The organism is Stenotrophomonas nematodicola, assembly GCF_009467805.1.
Taxonomy (GTDB): Bacteria; Pseudomonadota; Gammaproteobacteria; order Xanthomonadales; family Xanthomonadaceae; genus Stenotrophomonas; species Stenotrophomonas nematodicola.
This window is the reverse complement of record NZ_WIAY01000008.1, coordinates 1-13878: the sequence shown is the minus strand read 5'-3', so window position 1 is coordinate 13878 and position 13878 is coordinate 1. Positions and strand designations below refer to the sequence as shown.

Below are 13878 nucleotides of genomic sequence, written 5' to 3'. Positions count from 1 at the left end.
GGGTGGCGATTGTGCGCCTGCAACGGTACGCAGCGCATCAAGGCGTGCCGCGCGGCGGCTGCGCATCCAGCGCTGCGTTCAAGGTCATCACGTTGACCCGCGGCTGCCCGAACACGCCCCACTGCGGGCCTTGGGTATGGGCCTTCACCAGCGCCTGCACCTGGTCGAGGGGCAGGCCGCGGCTGCGTGCCACGCGTGCCACCTGTACGGCGGCAGCCGCCGGCGACAGCTCCGGGTCCATGCCCGCGCCGGACTGGGTCACCAGATCGCCTGGCACCTGGGCCACGGTGATGCCTTCGCGCAGGGCGACGGCCTGGGTCGCCTCGTGCACGCGTTCCTCCAGGGCCGGGTTGCTGCGCGCCAGGTTGCTGCCCGCGGCGGCCATCGGGTCGTAATTGGCTGCCGAGGGGCGCGCCTGGAAGTAGCCGTCGCCCACGAACGGCTGGGCGATCAGCTGCGAGCCGCGCACCTGGCCATCGCGAAGCAGCAGGCTGCCATCGGCCTGCGCCGGGAACAGCAGCCGGCTGGCGCTGGTGGCGGCCACCGCGTAGGCCAGCCCGAGCAGCAGCAGGCTGCCCAGGCCCAGCACGATCGCCGGACGCCACGCGCCGTCCTGCTGCAGGGTGGAGGTGGCGGTCGCGCGGGACGGCGACGCGGGAGAGAGGGACGAAGCGAGCGAGCGGTTCATACGCCGAATACCGAGACGAGGAGGAGGTCGATCAACTTGATGGCCGCGAACGGCAGCAGCACGCCGCCCAGCCCATACACCAGCATGTTCCGGCGCAGCAGCGTGGTCGCCGTGGCCGGGCGGAAGCGCACGCCGCGCAGGGCCAGCGGAATCAGCGCGGGGATCACCAGCGCGTTGAAGATCAGCGCCGCCAGCACCGCGTTGCGCGGGCTGGACAGGTGCATCACGTTCAACGTGGCCATTGCCGGCAGCGTTGCGGCGAACAGCGCCGGCAGGATCGCGAAGTACTTGGACACATCGTTGGCCAGCGAGAAGGTGGTCAGCGCGCCGCGCGTGATCAGCTGCTGCTTGCCCACTTCCACCACCGCCAGCAGCTTGGCCGGGTCCGAATCGAGGTCGACCATGTTGCCGGCCTCTTTGGCGGCCTGCGTGCCCGAGTTCATCGCCAGGCCGATGTCGGCCTGGGCCAGCGCGGGGGCGTCGTTGGTGCCATCGCCGACCATCGCCACCAGCCGTCCGCCGGCCTGCTCGGCACGGATGCGCGCCAGCTTGTCCTCGGGGCGGGCCTCGGCGATGTAGTCGTCGACGCCGGCTTCGGCCGCAATCGCTGCGGCGGTGAGCGGGTTGTCACCGGTGATCATCACCGTGCGGATGCCCATCGCACGAAGTTGGGCGAACTTTTCGCGCATGCCGTGCTTGACCACGTCCGACAGCTCGATCACGCCCAGCACGTGCCGCCCTTCGCACACCACCAGCGGGGTGGCGCCGTTGCGCGCCACCTGTTCCACGCGTCCGGGCAGTTCAGCCGGCACCGTGCCGCCAAGCTCGCGCACGTAGGCGGTGATCGCATCGGCAGCGCCCTTGCGGATACGCCGGCCGCCGTCCAGGTCCACGCCGGACATGCGGGTCTGCGCGGTGAAGGCCAGGTACTGCGCCTGGGCCGGCTCGGCCGTGGTGCAGCCCTGTTCGCGTGCCAGGCGCACGACCGATTTGCCTTCCGGGGTCGGGTCGGCCAGCGAGGACAGCAACGCGGCCTCGCGCAGTTGGGACGCATCGATGCCGGCCAGCGCATGGAAGTGGGTGGCCTGGCGGTCGCCGTGGGTGATGGTGCCGGTCTTGTCCAGCAGCAGCACGTCCACGTCACCGGCCACTTCGACCGCCTTGCCGGACTTGGCCAGCACATTGGCCGCCAGCGCACGGTTCATGCCGGCGATGCCGATGGCCGGCAGCAGCCCGCCGATGGTGGTGGGGATAAGGCACACCAGCAGCGCGATCAGCAGCAGCGGGTCGACCTTCACGCCAACGAACGCACCGATCGCCGGCAGGGTCGCCACCACCACCAGGAACGTCAGCGTCATCGCCGCCAGCAGCAGGGTCAGCGCGATCTCGTTGGGGGTCTTCTGGCGGTTGGCGCCTTCGACCAGCGCGATCATGCGGTCCAGGAAGCTGTGGCCGGGCTCGGCGGTGATGCGCACCACGATCTGGTCGGACAGCACCTTGGTGCCGCCGATCACGCCGCTGCGGTCGGTGCCGGCCTCGCGCAGCACCGGCGCCGATTCGCCGGTCACGGCCGCTTCGTTGATGGTGGCCAGCCCCTGCACGATCTCGCCATCGGCCGGCACCAGTTCACCAGAGCTGACGATCACATGGTCGCCGGGACGCAGCTCGGCGGCCGGGACATGCGTTTCGGCCGCACCGGCATGCGCGGCGGCCAGGCGCCGCGCGGTCAGGTCCTGGCGGGCACGGCGCAGCGATGCGGCCTGGCCACGGCCGCGCGCCTCGGCGACGGCCTCGGCGAAGTTGCCGAACAGCACGGTCAGCAGCAGGATGCCGGTGACCGCCAGGCCGAAGCCCAGCGGCGCGTTGCCGGTCAGGGTCACCAGCAGGCTGACCACGGTGCCGACCATCACCACGGCCATCACCGGGCTGTGCAGCAGGTGCCGGGGCGAGAGCTTGATGACCGCATCGCGCAGGGCGCGCCGCCAGCCGGCGCCGTCGAGCAGGCGCGGGTGGCGGTGGGTGGAAGCATTCAACGGATAGGTACTCATGGGGTCATGTCTCAGTGCAGCGTCAGCGACAGGTGGTCGGCCACCGGGCCAAGGACCAGCGCCGGCATGAACTGCAGTACGGTCAGGATGGCGATCAGCGCGATCAGGGTCAGCGCGAACGTCGGGGTTTCGATCTGCAACGTGCCGGCCGATTCGGGAGCACGGCGCTTGGCGGCCAGCTGCGCGGCCACGATCAGCGGAATCACCAGCACCGGGTAGCGGCCCAGCAGCAGCACCAGCGTGCAGCTCAGGTTCCACCACACCGTCGCATCGCCCAGCCCCTCGAAGCCCGAACCGTTGTTGGCATATGCCGAGGTGTACTCATAGAACACCTGGCTGATGCCGTGGAAGCCTGGATTGGAGGTGCCGGTGATCGAAGGGATCGCCAGCGTCACCGCGGTCAGGGTCAGCAGCGTGATCGGCTGCAGCAGCACCAGCAGGGCGAGCAGGCGGATCTGCGGCGTTTCCAGCTTGCGTCCGAACAGTTCCGGGGTGCGCCCGGTCATCAGGCCGGCCAGGAACACGCCCAGCAGCAGGTACACCAGGAACTGCTGCAGGCCGCAGCCGATGCCGCCCCAGATGGCGCTGATCAGCATGTTGACCATCGGCACGGCGCCGGCCAGCGGGCTGAGCGAGTCGTGCATGCCGTTGACCGAGCCGTTGGAGACCTGGGTGGTCACTGCGGCCCACAAGGCGGTTCCATCAGCGCCGAAGCGCACTTCTTTGCCTTCCATCAGCAGCGGGCTGGCGGCGGTCGCCGAATGGCCTTCCAGCCACACCGTGGCCGCCACCGACAGGCTGGACATCGCCAGCATGCAACCGAACACCAGCCCGGCCAGGCGCCGGCGCCCGGTGAACGCGCCCAGCATGAAAATCACGCTGATCGGGATCAGCAGGATGCCGATCAGTTCGAGCGCATTGGACAGCGGGGTCGGGTTTTCATACGGCATGCTGCTGTTGGGACCATACCAGCCACCGCCATTGGCACCGAGCTGTTTGGCCGCAACCATCGCCGCGACCGGGCCCAGCGGCAGCTTCTGCGAGTCCATGCCCGACGCTGCATCGATCGGCGTGGCCTGTGGGCCGCCGGCCAGCGTGGACGGTACGCCCTGGCTGGTCAGCAGCACCGCCCAAAGCAGGCACAGCGGCAGCATGAAGCGCACGCATGCACGCACCACGTCGGCGTAGTAGTTGCCCACGTCCACGCGGCGGTCGCCACTGAGCTGGGCCGCCTGTTGCGCATCCACCTCGTCCGGGCGGGCGCCGAACAGCGCACGCAGGGTAGCCACCGCCAGGGCCAGCCCCATCATCGGGGTCACCACCTGCAGGCCGGTGATCGCGGTCATCTGCGCGAAGTAGGACAGCTGCGCCTGGCCCGAATAGTGCTGCTGGTTGGTGTTGGTCAGGAACGACACCATCGTGTGCAGCGCCGTGTCCCAGCGCATGTTGGGAATCTGGTCGGGATTGAACGGCAGCCAGGCCTGGGTCATGAACACGGTCTGCACCAGCGCGGCGATGACCACGTTGCTCAGCAGGAACGCGCCCACGTACCCGCGCCAGGACATGCCGCGCGCGGGGTTCACCCCGAGCAGCCGGTACAGCGGTTTCTCCACCCACGCGAATACGGCGTCGCCGCGCATCGGCGCGCCACGCATCACCCGGGCCAGGTACAGCCCGAGCGGGAAGGCCAGCGCGATGCTGGCCAGCAGGATCAACAGGATCTCGGTCATGATCGGCTCCGGTCAGAACGCTTCGGGCCGAAGCACGACATACAGCAGGTAGGCGGCGGCGACGAGCACCAGCACGCCGCACACCAGGGAAAGCCAGGCAGGCATGGTCGTGGCCTCAGAGGGGGGAAAGGGAGGGCGCGGTGCGGGGTGCACCGGCAGCACGCGCACGCGATCGGCGCCGGTCGGCGCTCGCGGCGGGGAACACAATCGGATACAGGCTCATGGGACGTCCAGGTGGAACCACTCCACGTCAGGCGAGCATGGTGGTCCTCCAGGGCGTAAACGCTCCACGCCCCCCAGGCGGGCAGCGCGTAAAGAGTGCATAAAAAAAGGGCGGATGCCGTCGCATCCGCCCCTTTTGTCCTGGCCTCAGCGCCGGGCGCGACCCGGTCGCCTACCCGCGAGGATCGCTCGCCGCACCCTTCAACAACCGGTACCGCTGCAGCGTTTCCTCGATCTCCGCATCCAGCGCGATGCGCTGCTGTTCGAACGAGGCCTGCATTCGCTTCTGCGCCAGCAGTTCGGTGTGGCGCTGGCGGATCTCCGCGGCCTGCTTGTCGGCCACCGGCGATCCGGCCAGCTCGCGGTTGCCCGCCGTCGACAGCAGCGTCACCAGCGCATCGCGCAGGCTGGCCACGTTGTAGTGGGCGGTCTGGATGTTGTTGTCCAGGATGCCGGTGCGTTCGACGAACACCCGGCGCAGGTCCGCCTCGTTCTCATACGTGGACAGCATCGCCTGCTCGGTGCGCTGGCGGGTCTGCTCGGCGGCCAGGTCCAGCCGGCGCTGGGCGGCCTCCACCGCGGCGCCGGCGCGTTCCTCTTCGGTCATCGCGCGCTGCACCTCACCGCGACGCAGGCCGCTGTTGACGCTGAACTCCTCGCGTGCGGCGTTCACCGCGTCCTGGGGCAGCGCATCGCTGCAGATCCGCTCGTTGCCCTGGTTCCAGCAGAACAGCTTCTTCGGCTTGACGGACACATCGCTGCGCGCCTTCTGGGCCTGCGCCCACGACGCTGGCAATGCCAGCAGCAGGCCGGTCACGACAATGGCGGAAACCCTGGACATGGTGGACAGCCCCCTGCTGTCAGCGCGTAGGACGGCTGCCGTAGCGGGACCGATAGTCCTCCAGCGGCTGCCTGTAGCCGACAAGTTCCGGATTTCCGGAGGCAAAATCAAGCAGGTCTGCCAGCGTGGCCACGGCCACTACCGGAATGCCGGCTTCCTCGGCCACGGCCTGGGCGGCCGATCGCTGGTCGGTCTCCGACGCGATCTCCTGGCGGTCCAGCGCCACCACGATCCCGGCCGGGGTGCCGCCGGCGCCCTTGATGATGGCCAGGGCCTCGCGGATCGCGGTACCGGCAGTGATCACGTCATCGACGATCAGCACGCGCTTGCCGTTCATGTCCGCGCCGATCAGGTTGCCGCCCTCGCCGTGGGCCTTGGCTTCCTTGCGGTTGAAGCTCAGCGGCAGGTCGCGCCCGCGCTGGGCGAACTCGCAGGCGGTCGCGGTGGCCAGCGGGATGCCCTTGTAGGCCGGCCCGAAGACCACGTCGAATTTCAGCCCGGTGGCTTCCACCGCATCGGCATAGCAGGCCGCCAGCTGGACCATGCGGGCGCCGGAATCGAAACGGCCGGCGTTGAAGAAGTAGGGGCTCAGGCGGCCGGACTTCAGGGTGAACTGGCCGAAGCGCAGGGCATCGGCGGTCAGGGCAAGTTGCAGAAAACGGTGGCGATGGTCGCTCATCTAGACTCTATTCAATTCATTTGGAGCGCAAATCCTAATGCATGGGCGGCAATTCAGGCTCGCGGCAGACGGTCGCGGGGCCTGCAGCGGCCGGATCCGGCCAGCCGGGCCGGGGGTCAACCCGGTATGCTTTGCCGGTTACCGCTCCAGACCCGGGTCAGCATGCGCATCATCAGCTTCAACGCCAACGGCATCCGTTCCGCTGCCACCAAGGGCTTCCTCGACTGGTTCCGCGCCCAGCACGCCGACGTGCTGTGCATCCAGGAGACCAAGGCCCAGGAAGACCAGCTGACCGACCCGATGTTCCGCCCGGACGGCCACCACTGTTTCTACCGCGACGCCATCACCAAGAAGGGCTACAGCGGCGTGGCCATCTACAGCAGGCGCGAGCCCGATCAGGTGATCACCTCGCTGGGCTGGGCGCCGTTTGACGATGAAGGCCGCTACATCGAGGCCCGCTATGGCAACCTCAGCGTGGTCTCGTTCTATATCCCCTCCGGCAGCTCGGGCGACCTGCGCCAGGGCTTCAAGTTCGAGGTGATGGAGTGGCTGCGCCCGATCCTGGCCGAATGGCTGGCCAGCGGCCGCGACTACGTCCTGTGCGGCGACTGGAACATCGTGCGCTCGGCGCTGGACATCAAGAACTGGAAGTCCAACCAGAAGAACTCCGGCTGCCTGCCGCCCGAGCGCGACTGGCTCAACGGCCAGTGCGTGGACGCCGGCCAGGCGCTGGACATCGCCGCCGGCCAGGGCTGGACCGATGCCTACCGCCTGCTCCACCCCGACGGCGAGGACTACACCTGGTGGAGCAACCGCGGCGCGGCCCGCGCCAACAACGTGGGTTGGCGTATCGACTACCAGTTTGTCAGCCCCGGCCTGCGCGAGCGCCTGCGCAGCTGCTCGATCTACCGCGATGAGCGCTTCTCCGACCATGCCCCGTTCACGGTGGACTACGCCCCATGAATGAAGCGGCGGCGGTGTCGGTGCCGCATACCCCCCTGCAGCGGGCACGACGCCTGTTCGTGATCCTGCTGCTGGGCTTCGCCTCCGGCTTGCCGCTGGCGCTGACCGGCGGGGCCATGCAGGCCTGGCTGACCGTGGACGGGCTGGACCTGGTCACGCTCGGTTTCCTGTCCCTGATCGGCATCCCGTACACCTTCAAGTTCCTGTGGGCGCCGCTGATCGACCGTTTCGACATCCCGCTGCTGGGCCGTCGCCGCGGCTGGATCGTCCTGCTGCTGTTCGCGCTGGCCGCCGCTCTGGTGTTGATGAGCAGTCTGTCGCCGTCGCGCAACCTGCCCCTGTTCGCCGGGGTCGCGGTACTGGTGGCCTGCCTGTCGGCCACCCTGGACGTGGTGATCGACGCCTACCGCACCGACCTGCTGGAACCGGCCGAACGCGGCCTGGGCGGCTCGTTCACCGTGCTGGGCTACCGCCTGGCGATGGTCCTGTCCGGTGGCATCACCCTGATCTGGGCCGAGCAGTGGCAGAGTTGGCCGCAGGTGTACCGGGTGATGGCGGGGCTGGCGGTCGGGGTAGGGGTGCTGGCCCTGCTGCTGATGCCGCGCCTGCCCGCGCGCTTCACCGCGCCGGTGTCCCGTGCCGGTGGCGAGCTGCGCGGGTTCGTGGCCCTGGTGGCCGGTGTCGCGGTCGGCGCGTGGGTGGTGCACTACCTGCTGGTGCTGGTCGGCCTGGACCCGGACAGCAGCGACCGCTGGACCCGGCTCACCTTCGTGGTCAGCCAGATCGCCGGCGCAATGACCGTCGGCCTCGGCGTGACCCGCTGGATTCCCTTCCAGACCCTCAACGCCTCGCTGCGCAGCTATTTCGGCATGCGCGGGGCCGGTGCGTTCCTCGCGCTGGTGGTGCTGTACAAGATCGGTGATGCATTCGCCCTCAGCCTGTCCACGCCGTTCCTGCTGAAGGGCATGGGCTTCAGCCAGGCCGAAGTGGGCCTGGCCAACAAGACCATCGGTCTGTTGATGACCATCGTGGGCGCCATCGTGGGCGGCTTCTTCCTGTTGCGCCTGCGCTTGTCGCAGGCCCTGCTGGGCTTTGGCGTACTGCAGCTGGTGTCCAACCTGGGCTTCTACGCGCTGGCCCGCGAAGGTGCCGGGGCATGGGGCTCGGTCACCGTCCCGGCCTTCAACCTGCTGATCGTGCACCTTGAGCACGCCACGCTGATGGACAGCCTGCTGCTGTTTGCCCTCAGCCTGGACAACTTCGCGGGCGGCATGGGCACGGCAGCCTTCGTGGCCCTGCTCAGCGGGTTGTGCGGCACGCGCTTCTCGGCCACCCACTACGCGCTGCTGTCGGCGTTCGCCACGCTGGGGCGGGTGTTCGTGGGGCCGTTCGCAGGCGTGCTGGCCGATGCCTATGGCTGGCAGACCTTCTTCCTGGTCTCGGTGCTGGTCGGCGTTCCCGGCCTGCTGATGGCCTGGTGGCTGCGCCGGGAAGTGGATGCCACCACCCAGACCGCCGCCACCGGCTGACCGCCGGCGGGGGCCGGCCGCCCCGGTTTGCCACCCGCAGTGTGCTGTTGGATGATGGGGACTGTTGTGCCGTGGGGGCGGTGCTTGCCGACGGGGAGAACAATGGTCGATCTGCTGCTGCGGGATCTGGACCCGCTGTTGAACGAGCGTATCCGGCGCGTCGCCGTGGCGCGCGGCTGGACCCGTGAACACACCTGCATGGTGCTGCTCGAACAGGGCCTGTTCACCAGCGAACTGGACGTCCGCAGCGGCTTCCACGACCCCGAAGTGAATGCTCTCGCAGACGCCATCGCCGCCCTCCAGGCCCTCCCCGACGCCCCCCCGTAGAGCCGGGCTCTGCCCGGCTGCGCGCCGCGCCATGCCGCCGGCTGTTCTCCGCACCACGCCCCGTAGAGCCGGGCTCTGCCCGGCTGCGCGCCGCACCATGCCACCGGCTGTTCTCCGCACCACGCCCCCGTAGAGCCGGGCTCTGCCCGGCTGCGCGCCGCGCCATGCCCCCCGGCCGTTCTCCGCACCACGCCCCCGTAGAGCCGGGCTCTGCCCGGCTGCGCGCCGCGCCATGCCGCCGGCCATTCCCCGCACCACGCCCCCGTAGAGCCGGGCTCTGCCCGGCTGCTCCAGGCGCAATACCCACCTGCCAACCCGAAACCCGGCACTACGCCGGATGGATCGCACCCAGTATCCGCGGCCCGCGTGCGCCGCTTACGCTCGGCAGATTGCCCGGCAGGCCGTCCAGCGTCCGCTGCGCCAGCCACGCAAACCCCATCGCCTCCAGGTAATCCGGGTCCAGCCCATGCACCGCGCTGGATTCGATGACCACGCCCGGCAGGCGCGCCCCCAGTCGCCGCAGCAGCGCCGGATTGCGCACGCCGCCCCCGCACACCAGCAGCCGCGCCGCGCCCGGCAGGTGGGCCAGCAGCGCGTCGGCCACGGTGGCGGCGGTCAGCTCCAGCAGCGTGGCCTGTACATCGGCCGGTGACCGGGCCTCCCCGTCCATCGCCGCCTCGGCCCAGGCCAGGTGGAACTGCTCGCGTCCGGTGCTCTTCGGCGGCGGCAGCGCGAACCAGGGATCGGCCCGCCAGTGCGCCAGCAAGGGTTCGTCCACCTGCCCGCTGGCCGCGAACGCACCATCGGCATCGAACGGCACCCCGCGATGGCGCTGGCACCACGCATCCATCAGCGCGTTGGCGGGCCCGGTATCGAAGCCGCGCGGAACGCCCTCACGGGGAATCAGGGTCAGGTTGGCGATGCCACCCAGGTTGAGGATCGCCCGGTCTTCGCCGGTGGTGCCGAGCATCGCCAGGTGGAACGCCGGCATCAGCGGCGCGCCATGCCCGCCGGCGGCCACGTCGCGTCGGCGGAAATCGGCCACCGTGGTGATCCCGGTCAGCTCGGCGATGCGGTTGGCATCGCCCAGCTGCCAGGTGAAGGCCGGATCGCCCAGCGGGCGGTGGCGCACCGTCTGGCCGTGCGAGCCGATCGCACGGACCTGCGCGCGCTGTACCCCGCTGGCGAGCAGCAGGGCATTGGCGGCGGCGGCGAACTGGATGCCGACCTCGGCGTCGATCCGCCCCAGCGCATCCAGCGAGGTGATGTCGCCGCCTTCGCCCAACGCGATCAGGTCGGCACGCAGCGTCGGGTCCCAGGGATGGGTATGCCCGTGCACAAAGCGGCAGCCGCCCTCGGCGGGAAACTGCACCAGCGCGGCATCGATGCCATCGGCGCTGGTGCCGGACATCAGGCCCAGGTAAAGCGGAGTATGCGGATCGACAGCAGTCATGGCAGGCGCTTGAACGGAGTGCGGCCAGCTTCCGCGCAAGCAGCGGCCGTCGTCAATGCGCGCGTGGTCGCGCGCATCGAACCGGCGGCGCGACGGTCAACCGCGGCTGGGCTTGGCCGGTTTGGCCGCGCTGGCGGTGGCCGTCGCGGCCTTGTCCGCCACCGGTGCCGGCGACGCGTCGGCGTAGATCAGCTTCTCCATGCCCTGGATGCGGGCCAGCGCCGGCGCGGTCTGCGCGCGGAACGCGGCCAACTCGCTGCCCTGCAGCGGCTCCGGCGGCGGCATCGTCACCGACAGCGGATTGCGATGCACGCCGTTGACGCGGAATTCGTAGTGCAGGTGCGGGCCGGTGGCCAGGCCGGTCGAGCCGACATAGCCGATCACCGTGCCCTGCGCCACGCGCTGGCCGGTCTTGATCGCACCGAAGCGCGACATGTGCCCGTACAGCGTGGTGTGGCCGCGGCCGTGGTCCAGGATCACCACATTGCCGTAGCCGCGCTGCGTGCCGGCGAACTGCACGCGGGCATCGCCGGCGGCCATGATCGGCGTGCCGGTGCGCGCGGCGTAGTCCACGCCCTTGTGCATGCGCATCTTGCCCAGCACCGGGTGCTTGCGCGCGCCAAAGCTGGAGCTCAGCCGCGCGAACGGGATCGGCATGCGGATGAAGCTCTTCTTCAGCGGCCGGCCGCTGGCATCGAAATACTCGGACTTGCCGTTGCGGTCGAAGCGGAACCCGCTGTAGGTCTTGCCACCCGAGGTGAAGGTCGCCGCCAGGATCTTGCTGGTGTCCACCTTCTCGCCCTCGCGCCAGGTCTCATCCAGCACCACGCTGAAGCGGTCGCCCGGCTGCAGGTCCTTGGAGAAGTCGATGTCGTACTTGAAGATCTCGTCGGTCATCGTGGCGATCGCCGACGGCGACAGCCCGGCCTTGCGCGCCGCGGCGTACAGCGAACTGGTGATTTCCCCGCTGGCGACCACGCGCCGGGTCGAGGACTCGCGCTTGATCACCTTCTCGGTGATCTGGTTGTCCTTCAATGACAGTTCGACGCGGTTGTCGGCATCGCGGTCGAAGCGGATCGTGCGCAGGTCGCCGGACAGGGGCAGGTCGAAGGCGATCTCCGCGCCGGGACGCAGCTTGGTCAGGGCCTGCCGCGCGCCAGGATGCTCCAGCACCTGGTGCATCACCGTGGCCGGGATGCCGGCCTCGTCGAACAGGTTGCTGAGGGTCTGGCCGCGCTGCACGCGCAGCACCTGCCAGCTGTCGCCCGGCGTCTGCAGGCGGCGTTCCTGCGAGAGCGGCGGCAACGGCAGGGCCAGCGTGGCATGGCCCTCGGAGTAGGGGGATTCGATGGTGTGCGAGAAGCCGGGGACGATGGTGGCCACCAGCGCGCCAATGGTGGCGAAGAGACTGGCATGCATCCAGTGGCGGCGGGTCCAGCGCTGGTTGAAGGCTGCGGGCAGATGCTGCTTGAGCTTCCGATGGAGGGCGGTGTCGTGAAGGACGTGAAGGCGTTCCTTGAAGCGCTGCTTGCGCGCGCGGCCTTGATCGGAGTTCAGCATCGTGGGTCTGTTCCTGGCTGGCCCGGGAGCGCGGGCCCAAACGTCGGTAACATAGACAGGTATAAATAGTGCGTCAAACCCTTGTGCCTATTGGCTTTTGTGAAGCGCTTGCGGTTAACTTGTAATTAACGTCATTCATGTAAATAAGGCATTGCCGGGAGTTGTCACGTGTCCTCGATTGAAGAAGCCATTGCCCTGATCGGTCGCGGCGCCGATGAGATCCTCAAGTCCGAGGAGCTGCGTCAGCGTCTGGAAAGCGGCCGTCCCCTGCGGATCAAGGCCGGCTTCGACCCCACCGCGCCGGATCTGCACCTGGGCCACACCGTGCTGTTGAACAAGCTGCGCCAGTTCCAGGACCTTGGCCACCAGGTCATCTTCCTGATCGGCGACTTCACCGGCATGATCGGCGACCCCTCCGGCAAGAACGTCACGCGCAAGCCGCTCAGCAAGGACGACGTGCTGGCCAATGCACGTACCTATGAGGACCAGGTCTTCAAGGTACTGGACCGCGACAGGACCGAAGTCCGCTTCAACTCGGAGTGGTTCGGCAAGATGGGCGCGGCGGACATGATCCGCCTGGCCGGCCAGCACACCGTGGCCCGCATGCTCGAGCGCGACGACTTCGCCAAGCGCTACGCCGCCCAGCAGTCGATCGCCCTGCATGAATTCCTGTACCCGCTGGTGCAGGGCTACGACTCGGTGGCCCTGGAGGCCGACGTCGAACTGGGCGGCACCGACCAGAAGTTCAACCTGCTGATGGGCCGGGGCCTGCAGGAGCACTACGGCCAGAAGCCGCAGATCGTCTTGACCATGCCGCTGCTGGAAGGCCTGGACGGCGTGGCCAAGATGTCCAAGTCGCTCAACAACTACATTGGTATCAGTGAACCGGCCATCGACATCGTCACCAAGACCATGAAGATCGGTGACGACCTCATGTGGCGCTGGATCGAGCTGCTCTCCTTCGATATCAGCGAAGCCGAGGCCAGGAACCTGCGTGCGCAGGTCGAGGCGGGCGGTTTGAACCCGCGCGAGGTGAAGCTGCGTCTCGCCCGGGAGCTGACCACCCGCTTCCATGACGCGGCCGCTGCCGACCAGGCCATCGCCGGCTGGAACGCGGCCGTGACCGGGCAGGGCGACGTGACCCTGCTGCCGCTGCAGGAAGTGGCGATTCCGGCCGAAGGCCTGCGGATCGGTGCACTGCTGACCGCCGCCGGGCTCACCCCGAGCAACTCCGAGGCGTCCCGCAAGCTCAAGGAGCGGGCGGTGAAGGTGGATGGCGAGGTCGTGGACGACGCCCAGACGCTGTTCGCGCCCGGTTTTGAAGGCCTGCTGCAGGTCGGCAAGCGCACGTTCGCGCGCGTTCTGCTCGTCGCGGCCTAAGCGTCACAAGGCGTTTCCGGCCGCGGTGACGCGGCCGGACCTGAATCGGAAGAAGAAGACGTCAAAAAAAGTGACGATCCCCCTTCACAAATGCCGCCGATAGGGACATACTTTCCCTCCCCCGACGCAGGGGCCACCGCAAGGCGGCAACCGCACCGGAACAGGACGGCAACCACTTCGAAAGAAGGTGTTGACGGAAACGAAAAGCCTGACATAATAGGCGGCTCGCTTCGACGAAAAGACCTCCGGGTCACACGACGAAGCAGCATCGGCAACAACGTCCACTTCGGTGAGACGGCCTTGAAAAAAGGTGTTGACGAGGCGGAAAAGCCGGCTATAATGGGCGGCTCGCAACGACGGAAACGTCGGGGCACACGGAGGAAGGCGCTGAGGCCGACTCCAAGGTTCTTTGACAGTATGCGCAGGTATCTTGTGAAGGCGCCTGCAGGAAGGATGAT

General features: G+C 68.5%; 12 protein-coding genes. 4 read left to right on the top strand and 8 right to left on the bottom strand.

Annotation, left to right across the window (positions count from 1 at the left end):
• Window positions 1-37 precede the first annotated feature (37 nt).
• From kdpC to pyrE, 6 genes are all read right to left on the bottom strand, one after another.
• Window positions 38-688, bottom strand: a complete 651-nt coding sequence (kdpC, locus tag GDJ08_RS17845) for a potassium-transporting ATPase subunit KdpC (protein WP_017355705.1) — start codon at window positions 686-688, stop codon at window positions 38-40.
• Window positions 685-2736: a potassium-transporting ATPase subunit KdpB gene (kdpB, locus tag GDJ08_RS17840; RefSeq protein WP_153165408.1), complete on the bottom strand. Its 2052-nt coding sequence runs from the start codon at window positions 2734-2736 to the stop codon at window positions 685-687. Before kdpB ends, kdpC begins: the two co-directional genes overlap by 4 nt.
• Window positions 2737-2747: 11 nt before the next feature.
• Entirely contained in the window at window positions 2748-4466 is a 1719-nt protein-coding gene (kdpA, locus tag GDJ08_RS17835; RefSeq protein WP_017355707.1) for a potassium-transporting ATPase subunit KdpA, read from the bottom strand.
• A 12-nt stretch (window positions 4467-4478) separates the two neighbouring features.
• On the bottom strand, window positions 4479-4571 hold the full coding sequence (locus GDJ08_RS17830) for a potassium-transporting ATPase subunit F (protein ID WP_017355708.1): 93 nt from the start codon (window positions 4569-4571) through the stop codon (window positions 4479-4481).
• Between the two features lie 289 nt (window positions 4572-4860).
• Window positions 4861-5529 carry a hypothetical protein gene (locus GDJ08_RS17825; protein ID WP_017355709.1) on the bottom strand — a complete coding sequence of 223 codons (669 nt, stop codon included), beginning with the start codon at window positions 5527-5529 and terminating at the stop codon, window positions 4861-4863.
• Between the two features lie 19 nt (window positions 5530-5548).
• Complete coding sequence (gene pyrE / locus GDJ08_RS17820) at window positions 5549-6208, bottom strand: orotate phosphoribosyltransferase (protein ID WP_017355710.1); 660 nt, start codon at window positions 6206-6208, stop codon at window positions 5549-5551.
• 162 nt (window positions 6209-6370) lie between these two features.
• On the opposite strand from pyrE, the gene GDJ08_RS17815 reads away from it, so the two are divergent.
• The 3 genes from GDJ08_RS17815 to GDJ08_RS17805 all read left to right on the top strand — a co-directional run bounded on the left by GDJ08_RS17815 (window position 6371) and on the right by GDJ08_RS17805 (window position 9027).
• Window positions 6371-7171, top strand: coding sequence for an exodeoxyribonuclease III (locus GDJ08_RS17815; RefSeq protein WP_153165407.1), 801 nt, complete (start codon window positions 6371-6373; stop codon window positions 7169-7171).
• Window positions 7168-8700, top strand: coding sequence for an AmpG family muropeptide MFS transporter (locus GDJ08_RS17810; protein ID WP_017355712.1), 1533 nt, complete (start codon window positions 7168-7170; stop codon window positions 8698-8700). Before GDJ08_RS17815 ends, GDJ08_RS17810 begins: the two co-directional genes overlap by 4 nt.
• Window positions 8701-8802: 102 nt before the next feature.
• Complete coding sequence (locus GDJ08_RS17805; protein WP_017355713.1) at window positions 8803-9027, top strand: hypothetical protein; 225 nt, start codon at window positions 8803-8805, stop codon at window positions 9025-9027.
• Window positions 9028-9355: 328 nt separating this feature from the next.
• Here GDJ08_RS17805 and GDJ08_RS17800 read toward each other — a convergent pair whose 3' ends face one another.
• Both GDJ08_RS17800 and GDJ08_RS17795 read right to left on the bottom strand, forming a co-directional pair.
• On the bottom strand, window positions 9356-10480 hold the full coding sequence (locus tag GDJ08_RS17800) for an anhydro-N-acetylmuramic acid kinase (protein ID WP_136006815.1): 1125 nt from the start codon (window positions 10478-10480) through the stop codon (window positions 9356-9358).
• Between the two features lie 96 nt (window positions 10481-10576).
• Complete coding sequence (locus GDJ08_RS17795) at window positions 10577-12040, bottom strand: M23 family metallopeptidase (protein WP_017356091.1); 1464 nt, start codon at window positions 12038-12040, stop codon at window positions 10577-10579.
• A gap of 168 nt (window positions 12041-12208) precedes the next feature.
• On the opposite strand from GDJ08_RS17795, the gene tyrS reads away from it, so the two are divergent.
• Complete coding sequence (gene tyrS / locus GDJ08_RS17790; protein WP_017356090.1) at window positions 12209-13420, top strand: tyrosine--tRNA ligase; 1212 nt, start codon at window positions 12209-12211, stop codon at window positions 13418-13420.
• The last annotated feature ends 458 nt before the right edge of the window (window positions 13421-13878 follow it).

Bases quoted from the DNA above. Each gene is read 5' to 3' on its own strand.
- kdpC (WP_017355705.1), bottom strand. From the start codon at position 688: ATGAACCGCTCGCTCGCTTCGTCCCTCTCTCCCGCGTCGCCGTCCCGC.
- GDJ08_RS17830 (WP_017355708.1), bottom strand. From the start codon at position 4,571: ATGCCTGCCTGGCTTTCCCTGGTGTGCGGCGTGCTGGTGCTCGTCGCC.
- GDJ08_RS17795 (WP_017356091.1), bottom strand. From the start codon at position 12,040: ATGCTGAACTCCGATCAAGGCCGCGCGCGCAAGCAGCGCTTCAAGGAA.
- GDJ08_RS17810 (WP_017355712.1), top strand. From the start codon at position 7,168: ATGAATGAAGCGGCGGCGGTGTCGGTGCCGCATACCCCCCTGCAGCGG.
- GDJ08_RS17805 (WP_017355713.1), top strand. From the start codon at position 8,803: ATGGTCGATCTGCTGCTGCGGGATCTGGACCCGCTGTTGAACGAGCGT.
- kdpA (WP_017355707.1), bottom strand. From the start codon at position 4,466: ATGACCGAGATCCTGTTGATCCTGCTGGCCAGCATCGCGCTGGCCTTC.
- pyrE (WP_017355710.1), bottom strand. From the start codon at position 6,208: ATGAGCGACCATCGCCACCGTTTTCTGCAACTTGCCCTGACCGCCGAT.
- GDJ08_RS17825 (WP_017355709.1), bottom strand. From the start codon at position 5,529: ATGTCCAGGGTTTCCGCCATTGTCGTGACCGGCCTGCTGCTGGCATTG.
- kdpB (WP_153165408.1), bottom strand. From the start codon at position 2,736: ATGAGTACCTATCCGTTGAATGCTTCCACCCACCGCCACCCGCGCCTG.
- GDJ08_RS17800 (WP_136006815.1), bottom strand. From the start codon at position 10,480: ATGACTGCTGTCGATCCGCATACTCCGCTTTACCTGGGCCTGATGTCC.
- GDJ08_RS17815 (WP_153165407.1), top strand. From the start codon at position 6,371: ATGCGCATCATCAGCTTCAACGCCAACGGCATCCGTTCCGCTGCCACC.